The sequence below is a fragment of the Halobaculum rubrum genome (assembly GCF_019880225.1).
Taxonomy (GTDB): domain Archaea; phylum Halobacteriota; class Halobacteria; order Halobacteriales; family Haloferacaceae; genus Halobaculum; species Halobaculum rubrum.
In genome coordinates this window covers 2,080,225-2,098,858 of sequence record NZ_CP082284.1, presented here as the reverse complement: position 1 = coordinate 2,098,858, position 18,634 = coordinate 2,080,225, and the positions used below count along the sequence as shown (strand labels likewise).

The following is an 18,634-nucleotide window of genomic DNA, read 5'->3' as shown; positions in this document are numbered from 1 at the left end:
AACCGGTTAGTTCGCGTCCGCGCCACCTCCGGGTGTGTTTCGGGGCGCCGGCGACAGCGAGTTCGCCTTCGAGCTGCTCGTCAGCCGGTGGGCCGAACTCGCCTGGCACCCCGCCGACGGCGAGCGTCCGGTCGTCGTCGCGCGGCAGCTCGGCACCCGCGAGCGTCGCTGGGACACCGTCGTACTGGAGGTCGACCCCGACGCGCTGGCGGCGCGACGCGCGTTCGGTGACCGCGAGCTCGATTCGGACCTCCTGCGCGTCGTCCGCGGGGCACCCGCGGACTACCGGTGGTATCGGGACGCCCTCGACGACCCGGGGTTCCCGTGGCGCTACGTCCGCGAGGCCGTCCATCGCGCGGCCGGCCGCGACCTGATCGAGAAACGCCGCGGGGCGAACGGACGTATCGAGTTTCGTCGCCTGCGCGAGTATCCCGAGTGGGTCGAGCGCGTGGTCGCGATCGAGAACAAGCCGGATCTGGACGCCAGCGCGGCCGCGGCGCTATCCGACCAGCTTCGCCACGACGTGGACGCCGGCCTCGCCGACGAGGTGTGGGTCGCCACCGCCGCGACCGGGGATCGGGTGTCGCCGGCGCTATTGGAGGACATTCCCGTGGAGGTCGGCGTGATGGAGTTCGACTTCTCCGAGGGCGTCGACGCCGACGCGGGGGAGGTCGTCTGGCACCCGACCGCGCTCGACGCCGACGGCGACCCACGAACCCGGCTGCTGTTGGCCGAGCGCGCCTACGGCAAGGGGTGGCGCTCGTTCCGGGAGACGATGCGGCCCGACTGTCGGCACTTCGAGCTTCGCAGGGAGGGGCGCGCGCTCGTTCCGTACTGTGCAGCGAAGGAACGTGTCCCGACGGCCGCCGAGTGCAAGGGCAGCTGTCCGGAGTTCTCGCCCGAGCCGCCGCAGTGGCGAACGCGGGGATGGCCGATCGACGGCGGTCCGGGGAAGGGGATCCGGGCGCTGTTGGAACGGCGGCGCGAGCGGGAGCGCGGGCGAGCGGTCGAGCACAAGGGAACGTGAAAGCGAGGGCGGGAAGAAGGGTCAACCGGTGCGCCGAGCAGAACCGACCGACGAACCGTGAGCCGTGTCAGGGGTCGGCGGCGACGACCACGTCGATTGCCTCGCGCGGCACCGCCAGCTTGAACGTCGGCACCGTTCGGTAGACGACCTCGACGACGTTCTTTCGCCGGAGGCTCTGGAGCGCGCGGCGCACGTCGCCGGCCTCGGGGTCGACGCCGTACTCCTCGCGGACCTTGTTCAGGACGGAGACGACCGACTCCGAACGTTCGTCGTGGTCGGCGACGACGCGGAACACCTGTTCGTGGAGTTCGGGGACCGTGATCCGCTCGGGCACCGCGTTCGGGTCGTCCTCGTCGTCGACGACGCCGGGCTCGACGCCGGTGAGTTCGGCGGCCTCGGCGGTCGCCCGGATGAGGCTGTTGTCGTCGCGGTAGTAGTGGTCCGATAGGTGGGTCTCCAGATAGCCGTGCACGTCGCTGCCGCTGTCCATCCCCCACCGGTCGCCGAGTTCGCTGTTCTTCGTCGGCTGGAGCCGCACCACGTCGGCGAGCCGCTCCAGTTCCTCGTCGGTGAGGTCGCTCATCGCGGGGGGCTTCCCCGCCGGGGTATTTGGGCCTCCCGGTTGCGACGTCCGCGGTCGTGGGGTGCCGGCAGGAAAACGATTAGGTCGCGACGCCGTGAGGCACCTAGCGTGCCCGAATCCGACACCGTCATCCTCGACATCGACGACGCTATCGCCACGATCACGATCGACCGCCCGGACACACTCAACGCCCTGAACGTCGAGACGTTGGAGGCGCTCCGGACGGCCGTCGCGGAGGCGGAGGACGCCGACGTGCGGGCGCTCGTGCTCACCGGCGCGGGCGAGGAGGCGTTCATCGCCGGCGCCGACATCTCCTACATGAAGGACCTCGGCACCCCCGAGGCGCAGGCGTACGCCGAGTTGGGTCACGACATCGCGCGCTCGCTGGAGACGTTCCCCGCGCCCAGCATCGCCGCGGTCAACGGCTACGCCTTCGGCGGCGGCTGTGAGCTCGCGCTGGCGTGTGACCTCCGCGTCGCCGCCGAGAACGCCGTCTTCGGACAGACCGAGATCGATCTGGGGATCGTCCCCGGCTGGGGCGGCACCCAGCGGCTCCCCCGGCTCGTCAACGACGAGGTCGCCCGGCGGCTGATCCTCTTCGGCGACCGCATCGACGCGACCGAGGCCCACGAGTACGGCATGGTCGGCGAGGTGGTCGCCCACGACCGGCTCGACTCCAGGATCGACGAGCTGACCGCCGACCTCGCTGGCCAGCCGAAGTTCGCCGTCGCGGCGGCGAAGGAGGCGATCAACCAGTCGTACGAGACGGGCCTCGATGCGGGGCTCGAGTACGAACAGCGCGTCTTCTCGGGGCTGTTCGGGACGCCGGACCAGCGCGAGGGGATGGACGCGTTCGTGAACAAGCGCGACCCCGAGTTCGAGTAAGCCGCGGCAGCGGAGGCGAGTCTCCTCCGCGGTCCGGTTCCAATCCAGGTGGCAGGCTGTCTCTACCGGGAGTCGCACCGTAGGATACGGACCACTGAGTGGTCTGTACGGGAACGACCGCCTCCTCGGGAGGTATCGTATCCGAAGACAACTGCCACAGACCGGCCGGGAGCGGTCCGAACGATGTCGATTTGTCCGATGAACGACAATTGTCCACAAGTTTCTCTTTTGTCGAGCAGCGATTCCCAGTGTGCACCCGACCGCCCTGCCGGACTCATTTTTCGTTCACTCCGACATGGAGATCGTCTATGCGGACCCCACGTTCTGTACACTCGTTGGGGCAGAATCACGAGAGCAGCTTCGGGGGGCTTCGCTGGCGGATATCGTTGTGCCGGAGTACTGTTCCTCGTTCCGTGAGCAGGTTGCACGGGTGGAAAACGAGGACGCGCCCGTGCTCGGGCTTGCCGTCGAGTTCCGGACGGCCACCGATCAGCCGCAACGTGGCATCGTAGTGAGTTCGCTGATCGAGTGGGATGGCTCCCGGCACGTCCGGAGTACGGTGCTTCCGACGGGTGTGGCCGACTCGCCGGCGAGCCACCTGCTCCATGACAGAGCGATGGACGAGGCCCCGATCGGGATCACGATCTCCGACCCGTCCCAACGGGACAACCCGCTCATATACGTCAACGACGGGTTCTGTGAACAGACCGGCTACGCCCGCGATGAGATTCTCGGTCGGAACTGCCGGTTTCTGCAGGGTGACGCCACGCACGAGGATCCGGTCGCACGGATGCGAGCCGCGATCGAGGCCGAAGAGCCCGTCACCGTCGAACTCCGGAACTACCGGAAGGACGGCACGATGTTCTGGAACCGTGTCACGATCGTCCCGATCCGATCCGATGCGGGGACCGTCACCAACTACCTCGGCTATCAGCAGGACGTGACCGCCGAAAAACGGTTCGAACAGGATCTCACGCTCTTTCGGGAACAGGCGAAGGAGTCGGAGAAAGCCATTTTCGTCACCGACCCCGACGGAACGATCGAGTACGTCAACCCCGCGTTCGAACGGATCACCGGGTATTCGGCCGACGAGGCGATCGGACTCACCCCGCGTATCCTCAGATCCGGACACCAAGACGCGGCGTTCTATGCGGAACTCTGGGATCGGATCACGGCCGGCGAGATCTGGGAGGCCGAACTGACGAACCAGACCAAACACGGGGAGCTATTCGAAGTCAGACAGAAGATCGTCCCCGTCACGGACGAGCACGGGACGATAACGCAGTTCGTGGCGATCGAACAGGACATCACCGAACAGACGCTCACGACACAAACGCTCGACGTGCTCAATCGGGTGTTGCGACACAATCTGCGGAACGCCCTGAACGTGATCGACGGGCACGCGGAACTGTTGGAAACGGAGGAACTGGACGCGGAAGCACGGCAGGCGTCGATCAAAACGATCCGGGATCAGGCCGCCGTGATAGAGTGACGAGCGCATACTCCCGTCTTCAGGCGGGGGTCGAGCGGACACTCGACTCGTTCGTCGGGAAAGTTATGTTGGTGGCGCATCATACTGAGACTGCTACGGAATCGGTGAGATGCCGTCCCCGAACCACAAGGAGAGGTGAACCAGCGGTGGTTCACACGGCAATGACACGGATTCCGATGGGGCGTGCTTGACCGCGCCACAGCCCTCCGAGGGAAACAAACGAGAGTTCCCCCAGTGTGTCGCTGGTTCCCTCCGAGTGCGGGTTGGAACCGAAGGGCGACGACCGCCTGAATCCTGTGGTGGGATTCCACGTCGTTCACGGCGTGGAGGAGGTCAAACCCGATGGGGGCTCACCGCCTTACTCGCGTTCAGTGGCTTGTGGGCGACCTTCCAAGCCGGTCGCCTCGTTGCTCCCGCACCTGAAAACAAGATCGTGTTCTATATTCTCGGGCTCATCGTCGGATTGGCTACCGTCGGAGCGTGGCTGTACTTCTGTTCGGCGTACGCCGGCAGATCGTACCACCGTCGGCGGCTCTTCCGGATAGCAGGTCTCGCGGTGTTCGGAGCGATCGTCAGTATCAAGATCACGAGCCCGATTCATGGCCTCTATTTCACAACGGCCTACGCGACGAGCCCGTTTCCGCATCTCCGTATCCAGTTCGGGGCGATGCACTGGGTCGTGACTGTGCTGGCGTACGCTCTCGCCGCGGTCGGGTTCTATCTGCTGTTCGACCTGTTCAGGAACTCCGAGTACGCGACCAGCCGGTTGGCATTTCTGGTCGGGATCGCAGGGCTTCCAGTCGTCCTCGATCTGATCGGCTTTCTCGGCCGAGACGTGATCCTCACACTCAACTACGAGCCGGTCGGCGTGGGGCTGTTCGCACTCGGCGTGTTATACGTCGCCGACGGCACGTTCATCCGCGTTCGCGCGTTCGGGCGCGAGCAGCTGATCGACGAGCTCGATCAAGCCGTCCTTCTGCTTGACAGGGACGATATCATCCGCGATGTGAACGCTCCTGCGACCCGCCTGTTTCCCGAACTCGCCGGTTCCACTGGGAAGGGACTACCCACGGTTTCACCGCAGGTCGCCGACTATCTCCCGGTCGAGACTCCGAAGCGGATAACGACAACAGTCGCCGGTGGCACACGGCACTACTTGCTTTCAGCACCGCAACTCACCGCTGGCCAGACGGTTCTCGGACAGGCGTTAGTGTTCACCGATATCTCGAAGTTCATCCAGCAGCGTGACGAGATCGAACGCCACGAGTCACAGTTGGACGACCTGGCGGAAGCGATCACCCACGAGCTCAGAAACACGCTCAATGTCATGCAGGGGCACATCGATCTTGCGCAGTCCGGACTCTCCACGAGCGAGACCGGATCCGCGGTAGAGAGCCTCGAGACGGCCGGCCGAATGACGGAACGGATGGGAACCCTCGTGTCCGATCTAGCGATGTTGGCACAGCTCGGCCGGTCAGTCGACCCGCAAGACAGCGCCGACATCGAGCGGATCGCGACCCACGCGTTCGCCTCTGTAGCGGGGGACACGTGCGAGCTATGTATCGACGCGGACACGATCGAAGCCGACACGAACCGATTGCAGCGCCTGTTCGAGAAGCTGTTCGATTTCGCGATAGCGAACGGAGCGACGCGGATCGAAGTGAGTCAGCGGGACAGCGTGCTCAGTATAACCGACGACGGAACCCCCATCTCGAGTGAGCAGGTCGAAGCCGCGTTCACCTATGGGCAAGCGGTGCCGGACGCGAAAACGGGAATGTTGCTTCCGGTCGCTCGGACGCTCGTCGATGCCCAGGGATGGGACATCACAGTCGATCCCGAGTATCAACGCGGCGTTCGGATCGTCATCACGACCTGATCGTCTCTCCGCCGTGTCGGTAGCGGATCAGTTATGCGTGTCATTTGGTCCTCGCCCGACTGTAGTGGAACGCATGCGTCTCTTCTCCGCTCAGTAGCAGGGGTGTCAACGGAGCCCTCGACGGGACCAGAACGTCGCAGGTCGTTCCGGGCCGTCGCCGGTTCAGTACGTCTTCCCAAGAGGGGATCGGAAAACACGGCGTCGAGTTCACCCGTGGCGTTGAATACTGGAGTCGCCCGACAGTCGTGGACGATCACTGGTGGTGTTTTTAACTATTGGATCACGTAGTCCACAGCACATGGACTCCGGTTCTCCGGTGGATCTCTCGCCCGAGTTTCTCGCCGAAATGGTCGAATCGGTCGGCGTCGGCGTCGGGATCTACGGACGGGATGGACGATACATCTACGTTAATCAGTCGTACGCTGATCTGTTCGATGTCCCTCCGGAGGAGTTGGTTGGAAAAACCCTGTGGGAGATCACTCCGGAGATCGAAGCCAGCAGGTTCGATTCGTACTGGGACTCGTTCGATGACGACGAGACACGGACGGCCGAAACAGTACACAAGTATAACGATCGGGAGATACCCGTCGCGACGGTCACAACGCAGCGCTCGATCGATGGTACACCCTATCACTTCGGAACGATCAAAGAGATCTCCGAACGGAGAGCCAGGGAACGGGAGATCATGCGTCAGAACGAACGGCTCGAAAGTTTCGCCAGCGTGGTCTCCCACGACCTTCGGAACCCGTTGAACGTCGCTCAGGGCTATCTCGACGTTCTCCGGGAGGACATCAGTCGGGACGAGCTGCGGCTTGTCGACAACGCGCTCGATCGGATGGATGTACTGATCACCGAACTGTTGGAACTCGCCCAGAGCGACAGCGAGGTGGGCGAGACGGCGCCGGTTTCGATACCGGCCGTCGCCGAAGAGGCGTGGCGTAACGTGGATACCCCGGAAGCGGTTTTACACGCGCCCGACGGAGATCCACGGGTCGTGGCCGATGAGACGCGTCTACAGCAACTGTTCGAGAACCTCTTTCGAAACGCGGTCGAACACGCGGGATCGGATGCGCACGTGACTATCGATACTGTTTCCGACGGGTTCTATGTTGCGGACGACGGTCCAGGGATCCCGCAAGACAAGCGCGAACGTGTCTTCGAGACGGGATATACCACTACCGACAGAGGGACCGGATTCGGGCTGAGTATCGTCCAACAGATCGTCACCGGCCATCATTGGAGCATACAGGTCACGGAACAGCCGGACGGCGGCGCACGATTCGAGATCACCGGTGTCGAGTTCAGTACGGAGTAGCCGGTCCGTACGTAGCGACGGGTCCCGTCCGCTAAACTGCCCAGCGTAACCGCGTCCTGGGGGGCGGCTCGTCGATCGCACCGCGGGCGAGTGTCCGATCGAACACCGAACGACCGGAATCCGACACTACAGTGATATCCTTCGGCGACGTAGCATCGGCGCACATGACCACCGTCAGGCTGTCGCGGGTGGAGTCGTTGTTCGAGGAGTTGACCTACCCCGTCGCCCGCGATCACGCGGCGGCGCGGTTCTCGGACGTGACGCTCCGGTTCTCCGACGGCGACGGGAACCTCGGCGAGTACGTCGCCGAGTGCCCCGGCGAGACGTTCGATTCGCCCGACGACCTGTACGCCGACCTCAACAACGTCCTCCCGGTGGAGGCCGTCGGCGAGCCCGGACAGTCCGAAGGGGACGGCTGAGGCGTCGCCGGCGACCGTCGTCGCGTCCGACGCAGTCCCGCTGAGAACCCGGATCTTAAGTACGAAGACGGCACACCGACGAAACATGCAATTCTGCGACGAGTGCGGATCGATGATGAAAGCCGACGGCGACACGTGGGTGTGCGGGTCGTGCGGCCACGAGGAGCTTCGCGACGAAGCGGCCGAGGCGGGGATGACGACGACCCAGGGGCAGGAGGGGTCCACCGTGGTCGACGTCTCCGAGATGGACCAAGCGGAGGTCGGGCCGACGGTCGAACAGAAGTGTCCCGAGTGCGACGAGGTGCGGACGGTGCGCTACGAGCTGAAGCAGATCCGTGCGGCCGACGAGTCCGAGACGCGCTTTTTCACCTGCACGGAGTGCGGCCAGAAGTGGCGCGAGGACGACCACTGAGCCCCGGACGTCCCGGCGACAGTGTCGATTCTGTGGAGTGGCGATCGAACCGACCTCGGCCGGCGTCCGCTCCGCTCGGCAGCTACTCCGCGTCCCCTGCGCCGGCGTCCTCGGGGTCGACCACGCGCTTGCCAGTCTCCTGTGGGACCACGACGCGGTCGGCGCCCTCCCAGTCACGCTCCAGTTCCTCGCCATCGAACAAGCGATCGAGGAAGACCGCGAGGCCGGCGACTTCCGAGTGGGGCTGGTTCGTCACGCCGACGTTGTAGTCGGCTTCCTCGTAGAAGTCGAACGGGACCTTCTCGCCGCCGACGACGACGAGAAGGCGTGTCCCGTCGCCGACGGAGTCGGCGCGGATATCGGCTTCGACGTCCTGTACGCGTTCCCCGTACATCGTGAGGTGGGCGACCGTTCCCCCCCAGTTGCGCGTGAACGCGCGCTGGTCGTCGCGCAACTCGACGGCGAAGGGGCCGCCGAAGCGGTCGGTGATGTCGCGGATCGTCTCGGCGGACTGTCCGGCGTTGTCCGGAAGGATCACGCGATCGGCGCCGAGGGCACGCGCCGTGAGTCCCACGTGGGTCGTCATCCGGTCGTCCCGTCCGGGGCGATGCCCGTAGCGGAGGACGACAACGTCGTCGTTCATACGCGGTGGACGACACGCCCGCGTAAGGGCGGTTCGCTTCCCATGCGAGGGCGAGCGCAGCGAGCCCTCGAACAGGTGCGGCGAGCTTGTAGGCGAGCCGCAGAGGGGTCCGTGAGGGCGAGCGCAGCGAGCCCTCGAACAGGTGCGGCGAGCTCGTGGGCGAGCCGCAGAGGGATCCGTGAGGGCGATCGTACCGGGACCTCGGACACTGACACCGCCGACGGCGCTTTCCGACCCGAGCCCCTTCGGACGCACATGCGTACCTACCCCGAGGACATCGCCGGCGTCGGCGACGAACGGCTGGTCGGGAAGACGGCGCTGGTGACCGGCTCGACGAGCGGGATCGGCAGGGAGGCAGCGCTCTCGTTGGGACGGCTCGGGGCGCACGTGATCGTCCACGGCCGCGACGAGGAGGCCGGGTCGGCGGTGGTCGACGAGATCGAGGCCGGCGTCAACGAGGGCACCGCCGAGTTCGTCGCCGCCGACTTCGCGGAGCCGAAGGAGGTGCGCGCGCTCGCGGACGCGACGCGGCGTGCCGCCCGCGACGACGGGCTCGACCTCCTGTGCAACAACGCGGGCGGCTACTTCCGCGAGGCGCGGCTCACCGACCTCGGCGTCGAGTACACCTTCCACGTGAACCACCTCGCGCCGTACCAGCTCACCGCCGAGCTGCTCGACGACCTGGCCGACGACGCCCGGGTGATCACCACCTCCTCGGAGGCACACCGCGGCGACCGGATCGATCTCGACGCGGTGGAATCGGTCGACGACTTCTCCTCGTGGCGTGCCTACCAGCGCTCGAAGCTGGCGAACGCGCAGTTCGCCGCCGAGCTCGCCCGTCGCCTCCGCGCCGACGACCGTGGGGTCACCTCGAACAGCTTCCACCCGGGCGCGATCCCCGGGTCGGGCTTCCTCCGTGACCTCCCCGGGCCGCTCTCGCGGGTCGCCGGCGCGCTCGGTCGGCTCCCCTTCGCGACGACGCCCGCGGAGGGCGCCGCGACGGCGGTGTACCTCGCGGTCGCCGACGACGTCGCGGACGCGACGGGGCGCTACTTCGCCGACTGTCGCGAGAAGAAGCCCTCCACGGAGGCGCAGGACCCGCGTGCACAGCGCCGGCTGTGGGAACGCAGCGCCGGGGTGCTCGGGATCGACGAGCCGCTGGCGGACCTCGCAGCCGACGAGGTCGAACCGTCCGCCTGATCGCGGGGGACTCCGGACCGCAAGAGCTTTTCTGCGCGCTCGCCCGCGAACCGTCATGGACCTGACCGGAACCGCCGCGCTCGTCACCGGCGGCGGCGGCCTGATCGGCTCGCACCTCGCGGGACACCTCCAGTCCGAGTACGACGCGGACGTCCGCGTCGCCGACGACTTCTCGAAGGGCGATCGCGATCGGATTCCCGACGGCGTCGACGTGATCGAGGCCGACCTGACCGACGAGGCCGAGACGCGCGAGGCGGTGACGGCCGACCTCGACGTCGTGTTCCACCTGGCGGCGTACACGGACACGAACTTCGACGACGACCGTCGGCTGTTCGAGGAGAACACCGAGATGACGTACAACGTTCTGGAGGCGATGGAGGACGCCGGGGTCCCGAACCTCGCGTTCACCTCCTCCTCGACCGTCTACGGCGAGGCGCCCCGCCCCACCCCGGAGGACTACGCCCCGCTGGAGCCGATCAGCATCTACGGCTCGTCGAAGCTGGCCGACGAGGCGCTCATCTCGACGTACGCGAAGAGCTACGGGTTCACCGCGTGGGTGTACCGCTTCGCCAACATCGTCGGCCCGTACCAGCGCGGCAACGTCGTCCCCGACTTCATCCAGAAGCTGCAGGCCGACCCCGACGAACTGGAGATCCTCGGCGACGGCCGCCAGGAGAAATCGTACCTCCACGTCACCGACTGCGTCGACGCGATGTGCCACGTCGTCGAACACGGCGAGCGCGACCTCAACACGTACAACCTCGGCTCGCGGACGACCACCTCGGTGAACCGCATCGCCGACATCGTCGCCGGGGAGATGGGGCTCGATCCCGAATACAGCTACACCGGCGGCGACCGCGGGTGGACCGGCGACGTGCCCAAGATGCGCCTCTCCGTCGAGAAGCTCGCAGCGCTCGGCTGGGAGCCGCCCGCCTCCAGCGACGACGCCGTCCGCGCCGCGACGCGGGATCTACTGGCGGAACTGACCTGATCGGCGAGCTGTCGACGGTTCGATGGACGGACGGACCGACGAACCGTCGTGCCGGGTCGAGCGGGCCACCCCTCGCTCGGTGTCCACACACCGACCCGGCCGTGGTCGAAGAGGACACCGCTTTAGCCGCTCAGGAACTAGTCGCTCCCGTGCAGGTCGTGGGCTACGAGACGCCGCCGGGCGCGCTGTTCGTCAGCGACGGCGCCCCGGACCCGGAGGCCCCGCCCGGAACCGCGACCGGCGAGGTCGACCGGATCGCGCTCGACCCCGGAACGGAGCTGTCGTGGCGCCTCGGCGAGCGACACTGTGCGGGGACGATCCACGACGGCGGACACGTCGCCTGCGGGAACGAGGCGGCGCCGTACTGCGATGACCACCGGTCGACGTGGGTGTGCGCGCGGTGTACCGGGACGTGTCTCAAAGACGAGCTGGACTGTTTCGACGACCACGCGATCTACGTCGCCGCGTTCGCCCCCGACACGTTCAAGGTGGGCGTGACGAGGGAGTGGCGACTCGACACCCGCCTGCGCGAGCAGGGCGCCGACCGGGCGGTCCACCTGCGAACCGTCGATAACGGCCGGATCGCCCGCGAGATCGAGGCCGGGATCGCCGCTCACGGGCTCGAACGGGCGCTCGGAGGCGACACCGTCGGCGACGCTGCCGACGACAGGCGGGTCGACTCCGCCGTCGACGCCGACGGCCTCCCCGACCGCGTCCGCGTGCCGACGAAGATCGCCGGCCTCGGAGCGGCCGTCGACGACGACGCGTGGGCGGCGCTGCTCGACGGCGTCGACTACGAGTCCCGGTTCGCGTTCGACTACGGCCTCGACCTCGCCGAGCGGCCCGTGACGGAGACGCTCGCCACGGGCACCGTCGTCGGCACCAAAGGCCGGATCCTCGTGCTGGAGAACGGCGGAACGACGTACGCCGTCGACGTGCGCGACCTCGTCGGGTACGAGGTCGGCGAGGGCGACAGCGAGCGCGATCTCCAGTCGAGTTTGGGTTCGTTCGGGTAGCGACGACGGTCGGCACCTCGGGCCACGGCGTCGACCGCGAACACGGTGCCGCCTGGATTCAGATTCGATATTTTGCGGACTGGCTTGATATGTCGGCAACTCGAGGACGCGTGTAGAATGGTACAACTACTTCGGCGGAGTTTCGCGGCGAAGCTCCTGGTCGGCTTCGCGCTCACGACGGGCGCGACCGTCGGCTACGGGCTCGTGACGCGCAACGTCGTGGGAACGATACTGATGGCGACAGCGGGGCAGGTGGTGTTGGGAGCGTATCTGGGAACCAACACCGTCGTCTCCATGCGAACGCTGGAAGAACAGACCGAAGCCATCGCCGACGGCGATCTCGACGTGGCGGTACGCACCTCTCGCGCCGACGAGCTCGGTCGGGTGTACAGCTCCGTGGACCGGATGCGTCGCTCGCTCGCCTCCCGGATCGAGGACGCCGACGACGCGCGTGCGGAGGCGGAGGCCGCGGAGGCCCGCGCGCAGTCGCTCGCGGACGATTATCAGCGGACCGCGACCGACTACGCCGAGACGATGCGCGCGGTCGCCGACGGCGACCTGCGCCGGCGGGTCGACGTCGACCGCGAGCACGATGCGATGGAGACGGTCGGCACGGCGTTCAACGACGCCCTCGACGAGTTGGAGGTCGCGCTCGCGCGAGTAGACACGTTCGCCGGCGACGTGGCCGCCGGCGCCGCCGACGTTCGCACCGCGGCCGAACAGATCGACGAGCGGACCGACGACGTGCTCGCGGCGACCGACGACATCGACGCCGCGACCGACGAGCAGCGCGCGACCGCCCGCACCGGCGCCGAGGAGACGGCGGACCTCTCGGCGACCGCCGAGGAGGTCGCCGCGACGACCGAGTCGCTCGTCGAGCGGACCGACGAGGCGGCCGACGCCTCCGAGGAGGCCCGCACGGCCGCCGGCGACGCCATCGAGACGATGGGCGACGTGGACGAGACGATGAGCGAGGCGGTCGACCGCATCGAGACGCTCGACGAGGCGACCGCCGAGATAACCGAGGCCGCCGAACTCATCCGCGACATCGCCGAACAGACGAACATGCTCGCGCTCAACGCGTCGATCGAGGCCGCCCGCGCCGGCAGCGACGCCGGCAACGCGGGTGACGGCTTCGCCGTCGTCGCCGAGGAGGTCAAAGGGCTCGCGGAGGACACCGGCGACCGCGCGGACGCGATCGCGGAGATGATCGACGAGGTGCGCACCGAGACCGAGCGCGCGGTCGAGGCGATCCGGCGGACCAGCGAGCAGGTGAGCGACGGGTCGACGACCGTCGCCGAGGCCGTCGACCGCCTCGACGACATCGCGGAGGCCGTGGACGACCTCGACCAGGGCGTTCGCGAGATCAGCGACGCGACCGCCGAGCAGGCGTCGGCCGCCGCGGGCGTCTCCGAGACGATCGACGACCTCGCGGAGAACAGCGACCGGACGGCCGACCGCGCGGCCGAGGCGGACGCAGCCGCCAGCGAGCAGTCGACCGCCGTCGACGCCGTCGTCGAGGAGTCGGAGACGTTCCGCGCGCGCTCGGACGACCTGCTCGAGGTGCTCGGGGAGTTCGAGCTTCGGGAGTCGACCGGCGACGGGACGCCGACGGCCTCCGCGTCGGGCGGTCGGGGAGGGGCGAACAGGACGGCGATGAGCGACGGCGGCGACGCCGTCAACGGGGGTGACCGCCGATGATCGGCGATCTCCTCTCGCCGTCGCTCGGGGGTATCGACTCGGTCGTCTACGGCGTCGGCACGCTCGGGATGCTGGTCGGCGTCGGCGTCGTGATGTGGCTGTTGCGCGACGGCGACCTCGACGCCGAGGCCGGGAAGTTCCGGTATCTGATGGTGATCCCGGCGTTCGCGGGGCTGTCGTACGCCGGCATGACCCTCGGTGTCGGCGCGTTCACGGTCAACGGCTACGAGGTCGAGGGGGTGCGATATCTCGACTGGCTCGTCACGACGCCCGTGCTCGTCGGCTACGCCGGACACGTCGTCGACGTCGACCGCTCGGTCGTCCTCGGCGCCGTCGGCCTCGACGCGACGATGATCCTGACGGGGTTCGTCGCGACGACTACCTCGGGGACGCTCCGGTGGGGCGCGTTCACCGTCTCCACGCTGGCGTTCCTGATCATGCTGTACGTCCTGTTCGTCCAGTACCCGCGGCGCGCGAACACGACGACACCCGAGCGGAAGCGGCTGTTCCTCCGCCTCCGCAATCAGGTCGGCGTCCTCTGGCTGCTGTACCCCGTCATCTGGCTGGCCAGTCCTGTCGGGTTCGGGATCGTCTCCACCCTCGGCACAGCCATGCTCGTGACGTTCATGGACGTGGCCGCGAAGGTACCGTACACGTGGGTCGTCCACGAGCATCGCGGGATCTTCCGGCACGACCGGGATGCGGTCGCCGTCGACCACGAGGCGGACGGCACCGCCGGCGGCGACTCGCCCGTGGCTACCGCGGACTGATCGGACTCGGTCCGCCCCGGTCGCGACTGCGGAGTGACCGAGCCCGGGTTATTTCTCTCCGGCAGTCCACTCCGCGTCCGAGAGCGTCCGCTGGACGGCCTCCTCGCCGACGGCGGACGCGAGTTCCTCGAACCCCTGGCGAACCGCGCGGTCGCCGGCGTTGGCGACGAGCCGCGAGACGATGAACTCCGGCGTGGACTTGCCGACGACGCCGAAGCGGGGCTGGTAGTCGACGAGCAGTTCCAGATCGTTCGTCAGGCCCTCGGCGAAGATGCCGTCGACGCGGGCGGCGTCGGGCAGCGGCGAGAGGTCCGCCGCGAGATGGGTGACGTACACCCCGACCGCGCCGCGGTCGACCGTGAGTTCCACGAGCCCGTTCAGCAGGTCCGCCGCGCGGCCGGGCTCGGTGATCGCCTCGAACTCGTCGACGAGCATCAGCGTCCGTCCCTCGCCGACCAGCGGGGGGACGACGGATTTCAGCGTCGACTCCAGCACGCCGGCGTTGAACGAGGCGTGCCGACGATGGAACACGACGGTGTCGAACCGGCCGACCTCGGCGGCCTCTGCCGGGACGGGCAGCCCCATCGACGCGAGGATCACGACCTGACAGACGGTCTCCAACAGCGTCGTCTTCCCGCCGGAGTTCGCCCCCGTGAGGACGGCGACGCGGTCGCCGGCGGGCGCATCGCCCGAGATCCCGTGCTCGCCGACGCCGTAGGTGACCGGCTGCACGTCCCCGGAGAGGAACAGGTTCCGTGCGTTCGCGACCGCGACGCCGTCGCCGTCGAGCGACGGCCGGGAGAGGTCGTGTGCGACGGCGAACCGCGCCAGCGAGAGGAGGAAGGCGATCTCCGAGACCGCGTCGACGACCGCCCGCACGTCGGCGCCGCCGTCGGCCACGTCCGCCTCCAACTCGGCGCGGACCTCGGTGGCGCGCTCGTCGGCCGCCGCCGCCAGTTCGTCCGCGAGCGTGCGGAGCGTGGAACCGACGAAGTCCGCGGAGTCGACGGCGCCGTCGGGGCTGGCCGACTCGACGCGCCCGCGCGTGAGACCCGTCTCCTCGGCGACGTATCCCACGACCGCCGACTGAAACGCGTCGGCGTCGCGTGCGCCGCGCTCGCGCACCGTCTCGACCACGTCGAACGCCGAGTCCGCGAGGTCGCGCGCGGCGGCCGCGCGCTCGCGCAGGCGGTCGAGTCGGTCGTCGGCGCCCGCGGCGACGCCGTCGTCGGTGAGCGCGGCGAGCGCGGCGGCGGCTTCCCGGAGGCTCGCCTCGTCGACGCCGTCGAGCGCGGCGAAAGTGCCTCCGGCCAGTCCCGCCTCACGCAGCGCGAGCGCGCACTCGACGGCCGCGCGGTCGGTGCCGCCTGCGTCGTCGTACTCGGCGAACGCGTCGAGGACCGCCTCGCGGTCGGTCTCGCTCAGTCCGGCCCACGCGTCGCGGGCTTCGAGCACGTCGTCGAGGCGGTCCTCGCGCCGCTCGTCGCTCGTGAGCGGCGTGAGCACGCGGACACGGTCGGCGGCGTGATCGGTGACGGCGTAGCCCGCGGCGATGTCGAGGAGGTCGTCGTACACCTCGCGGGCGTCGCGCGTCCCGAAGAGATCCATCGCCTCCGTCCCGCCGGCCCGGCGGAGCACGCGGGTCGCGCGCCCACGGGAGACGCCGGCGTCGGCGAGCGCGCGCACGTCCGCCGACTCGATGGCGGCGATCGCGGCCTCCTCGCCGAGCGACCCGCGGAGCGTCTCGGCGGTCTTCGGCCCGACGCCCCAGTACTGTTCCAGTCGCATACGGACCCGTGTGGACGGAGGGGTGTAGACGGTACCGGTCGACCGGCGGGTGACAGGACGGAGACCGAAGCGATAGGATCGAGCGAACGGAGGCGCCGATGCGACCGATCCGGGCGTCAGACGCCGGGCGTCGAGCCGTTCTCCGCGCGGTCGCGGTAGACGCGGAGCAGTTCCTCGAGGATCATCCCCGAGCGGTCGGTCGTCTCGTAGTTCTCGTCGATGAACTGCTCGGCCTCCGCGAAGTCGTTGCGCAGGCCGAGTTGTCGGACGGTGATGACCGCGTTGAGGAAATCGCGGCCGCCGTCGGCGCCGATCAGTACGGGCTCTTCCTGCAGATCGAGTTCGTCGCGGATCTCGCCGTAGTTGAACGTCTCCGGCTCCCAGTCGTCGCTGACGAGCGCGAGCACGTACTCCGCGGAGAAGCGGTAGAACTCGGACTTGCTCTCGAAGACGCCGTCGTCGACGAGCGCGTCGATCTCGTCGACGACTTCGTCGGGATACCGGACGGTGTCTTTGGCCATTCCGAGTTCCTCCTTCGTGGGAGTCTTATACCGAACCGTATAGAGTCTTTTGGTTACTTGACAGACCAGATCGGGAGAACGGGCCGTAGAAGCCCCATATCAAACGAATACTGGGTTTGATACGCAGAGACGACATTCAACACCGCGGACCGAACCGTACGGTTCACCTGTCCGTTCGTCGAACACCGCCGCGTGTACCGTCCGTCGCTCGACGCCGTCCGCGGCTTCGACCGCGCCGTCTACGTCGTCGCGTTGGGGCAACTGATCAACGTCTTCGGCGGCGGGCTCGTCTACCCGTTCGCGACGGTTCACTTCCACCTGCAGGTCGGGATCGCGCTGTCGGTCGTCGGGCTCGGGCTCGGCGCCAAGAGCGTGACAACGGCCGCAGGGACGGCCGCGGGCGGACTCCTCGCGGACGTGGTCGGCCGCAAGCCCGTGATGGTCGCGTCGATGGCGCTGTCGGCGGTCGCGCTCGCGGCGTTCGCGTTCGTCCCCGAGATCGCCGGCGTCGTTCCCCCGACGGTCCCGGCCGCGACCGGGGTGTCCGCGCTCGGCGTCGCGTTCGTCGGCGTCTGCGTCGCCTCGGGGTTCGTCCGCGGGCTGTACACGCCCGCGAGTCACGCGATGACGGCGGACCTCACCGACGCGTCCGAGCGCGACCGCGGGTACGCCCTCCTGAAGGTGGCGAACAACGTCGGCTTCGGCGCCGGCTTCGTCGTCGGCGGCGCCCTCTACTCGGTCGCCTCGGTCGCCGTCTTCGTCGCCGACGGCGCCACCTCCGCGGTCGTCGCGTTGGTGATCCTCCTGTTCGTGCCGCGCGGCGCGGCCGACAGCGAGGACGGGGAGCAAGCGGTCACCACGGACGGCGAAGCCGCCTCGAACGCCGGCGCGCTCGCGGCCTGGTGGCGCGCGGCGACTCGCCCGCGAGTACTCGCGTTGGCCGGCGTCAACGTCGGCTTCGCGGTCATGTACGCGCAGATGCAGACGACCGTCCCCATCGTCGCCAAGGAAGGGCTGGGACTCACGGCCGCCCAACTCGGCACGCTGTACGTCGTGAACCCTGCCACCATCGTTCTCCTGCAGATCCCGCTGGTCGACGCGGTCGGCGGCTGGCGCCGCACCCGAGGGCTCGCTGTCTCGGCGTGTTTCTGGGCCGTCGCGATGCTCGCGGCGTGGGGGGCGGATCTCCTCCCCGCCCCCGACGGCGGCGGGCTCGCCGCGCCGGCGGTGCTGCTGGGCGTCGCGCTCGTCGGCGGCCACCTCTTCCTCCGGACGGTCGGGGAGGTGCTCCACTCCCCGCTGGCGTCCGCGCTGATGTCGGACCTCGGGAGCGCGGCCGAGCGCGGGACGCAACTGTCGATGCTCGAGGTCGCCAAGCGCCTCGGCATCGGGCTCGGCTCGTTCGCGGGCGGGCTGTTCTTCGATCTCGGACTGTCCGGCCTGCTGTGGCCGACGCTCGTCGCGGTGTGCGGGCTCGTCGTCGCGGCGCTGCTGTGGCTCGAACGGTCGCTGGATCCGGCCGAGAACGGCGCTCGCGGGGACGCGACGGAGGTCGGGGGCGACCCCGCGAGCGACGACTGACGATCGGTCCGCCGGTACCCGCTGGGGACGCCACGCCCGCGGGAACACACTCGAACCCGCTCTCCCGAAACCGCTATCAGCGGGCGTCGTCGACGATCCGGTACGGTTCCCGATGAACGACGCATCGATCGCCGAGGAGCGGATCGATCGCCTCGCGGAGTTCGCTCGCCGGCTGACCCGCGCGGGCGACGACGAGCGGGCGCGCGAGGCCGTCAGGCTCGCGCGGCGGATCGCGGAGCGACACCGCTGCGGGCTCCCCCGGCGGTTCGATCGATTCACCTGCGACGCGTGCGACGCGTACCTCCTTCCCGGCCGCAACGCCCGGGTCAGACTGCAGGAGGGGAGCCACGTCGTGATCCGCTGTGACTGCGGCGCGACCGAGCGCTATCCGTACCCCGAGTAACGGAGATCGTG

Annotated in this window: 18 protein-coding genes; 14 read left to right on the top strand and 4 right to left on the bottom strand. The window is 68.3% G+C overall.

Going from position 1 to position 18,634, the window contains the following annotated elements; all coding sequences use genetic code 11:
- The first annotated feature begins 34 nt into the window (after positions 1 to 34).
- Complete coding sequence (locus K6T25_RS10885; RefSeq protein ID WP_222914020.1) at positions 35 to 1,027, top strand: DUF5787 family protein; 993 nt, start codon at positions 35 to 37, stop codon at positions 1,025 to 1,027.
- A gap of 67 nt (positions 1,028 to 1,094) precedes the next feature.
- On the opposite strand, the gene K6T25_RS10880 is transcribed toward K6T25_RS10885, so the two are convergent.
- A complete protein-coding gene (locus K6T25_RS10880; protein ID WP_222914018.1) occupies positions 1,095 to 1,610 on the bottom strand; it encodes a DUF5797 family protein in 516 nt (171 codons plus the stop codon).
- A gap of 108 nt (positions 1,611 to 1,718) precedes the next feature.
- Between K6T25_RS10880 and K6T25_RS10875 the strand changes: the two genes are divergently transcribed.
- From K6T25_RS10875 to K6T25_RS10850, 6 genes are all read left to right on the top strand, one after another.
- Positions 1,719 to 2,495 (top strand): enoyl-CoA hydratase/isomerase family protein, encoded by a 777-nt coding sequence (locus K6T25_RS10875; RefSeq protein WP_222914017.1) that lies wholly within the window; start codon positions 1,719 to 1,721, stop codon positions 2,493 to 2,495.
- A gap of 250 nt (positions 2,496 to 2,745) precedes the next feature.
- The gene (locus tag K6T25_RS10870) at positions 2,746 to 3,987 is read left to right on the top strand and encodes a PAS domain-containing protein (protein ID WP_225917732.1); all 1,242 of its coding nucleotides are present in this window, start codon (positions 2,746 to 2,748) and stop codon (positions 3,985 to 3,987) included.
- Positions 3,988 to 4,243: 256 nt separating this feature from the next.
- Positions 4,244 to 5,863 (top strand): sensor histidine kinase, encoded by a 1,620-nt coding sequence (locus K6T25_RS10865; RefSeq protein ID WP_222914015.1) that lies wholly within the window; start codon positions 4,244 to 4,246, stop codon positions 5,861 to 5,863.
- Between the two features lie 298 nt (positions 5,864 to 6,161).
- Positions 6,162 to 7,178, top strand: coding sequence for a two-component system sensor histidine kinase NtrB (locus K6T25_RS10860; RefSeq protein WP_222914013.1), 1,017 nt, complete (start codon positions 6,162 to 6,164; stop codon positions 7,176 to 7,178).
- A gap of 164 nt (positions 7,179 to 7,342) precedes the next feature.
- Positions 7,343 to 7,597 (top strand): DUF5789 family protein, encoded by a 255-nt coding sequence (locus tag K6T25_RS10855; protein WP_222914011.1) that lies wholly within the window; start codon positions 7,343 to 7,345, stop codon positions 7,595 to 7,597.
- A gap of 85 nt (positions 7,598 to 7,682) precedes the next feature.
- The gene (locus K6T25_RS10850; RefSeq protein WP_222914009.1) at positions 7,683 to 8,009 is read left to right on the top strand and encodes an RPA12/RPB9/RPC11 RNA polymerase family protein; all 327 of its coding nucleotides are present in this window, start codon (positions 7,683 to 7,685) and stop codon (positions 8,007 to 8,009) included.
- 82 nt (positions 8,010 to 8,091) lie between these two features.
- Here K6T25_RS10850 and K6T25_RS10845 read toward each other — a convergent pair whose 3' ends face one another.
- Entirely contained in the window at positions 8,092 to 8,652 is a 561-nt protein-coding gene (locus K6T25_RS10845) for a tRNA (cytidine(56)-2'-O)-methyltransferase (RefSeq protein ID WP_222914007.1), read from the bottom strand.
- 255 nt (positions 8,653 to 8,907) lie between these two features.
- Here K6T25_RS10845 and K6T25_RS10840 point away from each other — a divergent pair, with 255 nt between their 5' ends.
- From K6T25_RS10840 to K6T25_RS10820, 5 genes are all read left to right on the top strand, one after another.
- A complete protein-coding gene (locus tag K6T25_RS10840) occupies positions 8,908 to 9,852 on the top strand; it encodes an SDR family NAD(P)-dependent oxidoreductase (protein ID WP_222914005.1) in 945 nt (314 codons plus the stop codon).
- A 55-nt stretch (positions 9,853 to 9,907) separates the two neighbouring features.
- Positions 9,908 to 10,843 (top strand): NAD-dependent epimerase/dehydratase family protein, encoded by a 936-nt coding sequence (locus tag K6T25_RS10835; RefSeq protein WP_222914003.1) that lies wholly within the window; start codon positions 9,908 to 9,910, stop codon positions 10,841 to 10,843.
- Positions 10,844 to 10,992: 149 nt separating this feature from the next.
- Positions 10,993 to 11,859, top strand: a complete 867-nt coding sequence (locus K6T25_RS10830) for a DUF2797 domain-containing protein (protein WP_222914001.1) — start codon at positions 10,993 to 10,995, stop codon at positions 11,857 to 11,859.
- A gap of 117 nt (positions 11,860 to 11,976) precedes the next feature.
- Positions 11,977 to 13,560, top strand: a complete 1,584-nt coding sequence (locus K6T25_RS10825) for a methyl-accepting chemotaxis protein (protein ID WP_222913999.1) — start codon at positions 11,977 to 11,979, stop codon at positions 13,558 to 13,560.
- Entirely contained in the window at positions 13,557 to 14,330 is a 774-nt protein-coding gene (locus K6T25_RS10820) for a bacteriorhodopsin (protein ID WP_222913997.1), read from the top strand. Before K6T25_RS10825 ends, K6T25_RS10820 begins: the two co-directional genes overlap by 4 nt.
- A 48-nt stretch (positions 14,331 to 14,378) precedes the next feature.
- On the opposite strand, the gene K6T25_RS10815 is transcribed toward K6T25_RS10820, so the two are convergent.
- Positions 14,379 to 16,118 (bottom strand): MutS-related protein, encoded by a 1,740-nt coding sequence (locus tag K6T25_RS10815; RefSeq protein WP_222913995.1) that lies wholly within the window; start codon positions 16,116 to 16,118, stop codon positions 14,379 to 14,381.
- 116 nt (positions 16,119 to 16,234) lie between these two features.
- Positions 16,235 to 16,639 carry a ribbon-helix-helix domain-containing protein gene (locus tag K6T25_RS10810; protein ID WP_222913993.1) on the bottom strand — a complete coding sequence of 135 codons (405 nt, stop codon included), beginning with the start codon at positions 16,637 to 16,639 and terminating at the stop codon, positions 16,235 to 16,237.
- A 192-nt stretch (positions 16,640 to 16,831) separates the two neighbouring features.
- Between K6T25_RS10810 and K6T25_RS10805 the strand changes: the two genes are divergently transcribed.
- Together K6T25_RS10805 and K6T25_RS10800 are read left to right on the top strand one after the other, a co-directional pair.
- On the top strand, positions 16,832 to 18,220 hold the full coding sequence (locus K6T25_RS10805) for an MFS transporter (protein WP_222913991.1): 1,389 nt from the start codon (positions 16,832 to 16,834) through the stop codon (positions 18,218 to 18,220).
- Between the two features lie 112 nt (positions 18,221 to 18,332).
- The gene (locus K6T25_RS10800; RefSeq protein ID WP_222913989.1) at positions 18,333 to 18,623 is read left to right on the top strand and encodes a ribonuclease P protein component 4; all 291 of its coding nucleotides are present in this window, start codon (positions 18,333 to 18,335) and stop codon (positions 18,621 to 18,623) included.
- Positions 18,624 to 18,634: the final 11 nt, after the last annotated feature.

Bases quoted from the DNA above. Each gene is read 5' to 3' on its own strand.
- K6T25_RS10880 (WP_222914018.1), bottom strand. From the start codon at position 1,610: ATGAGCGACCTCACCGACGAGGAACTGGAGCGGCTCGCCGACGTGGTG.
- K6T25_RS10860 (WP_222914013.1), top strand. From the start codon at position 6,162: ATGGACTCCGGTTCTCCGGTGGATCTCTCGCCCGAGTTTCTCGCCGAA.
- K6T25_RS10855 (WP_222914011.1), top strand. From the start codon at position 7,343: ATGACCACCGTCAGGCTGTCGCGGGTGGAGTCGTTGTTCGAGGAGTTG.
- K6T25_RS10850 (WP_222914009.1), top strand. From the start codon at position 7,683: ATGCAATTCTGCGACGAGTGCGGATCGATGATGAAAGCCGACGGCGAC.
- K6T25_RS10845 (WP_222914007.1), bottom strand. From the start codon at position 8,652: ATGAACGACGACGTTGTCGTCCTCCGCTACGGGCATCGCCCCGGACGG.
- K6T25_RS10840 (WP_222914005.1), top strand. From the start codon at position 8,908: ATGCGTACCTACCCCGAGGACATCGCCGGCGTCGGCGACGAACGGCTG.
- K6T25_RS10835 (WP_222914003.1), top strand. From the start codon at position 9,908: ATGGACCTGACCGGAACCGCCGCGCTCGTCACCGGCGGCGGCGGCCTG.
- K6T25_RS10825 (WP_222913999.1), top strand. From the start codon at position 11,977: ATGGTACAACTACTTCGGCGGAGTTTCGCGGCGAAGCTCCTGGTCGGC.
- K6T25_RS10820 (WP_222913997.1), top strand. From the start codon at position 13,557: ATGATCGGCGATCTCCTCTCGCCGTCGCTCGGGGGTATCGACTCGGTC.
- K6T25_RS10815 (WP_222913995.1), bottom strand. From the start codon at position 16,118: ATGCGACTGGAACAGTACTGGGGCGTCGGGCCGAAGACCGCCGAGACG.
- K6T25_RS10810 (WP_222913993.1), bottom strand. From the start codon at position 16,639: ATGGCCAAAGACACCGTCCGGTATCCCGACGAAGTCGTCGACGAGATC.
- K6T25_RS10800 (WP_222913989.1), top strand. From the start codon at position 18,333: ATGAACGACGCATCGATCGCCGAGGAGCGGATCGATCGCCTCGCGGAG.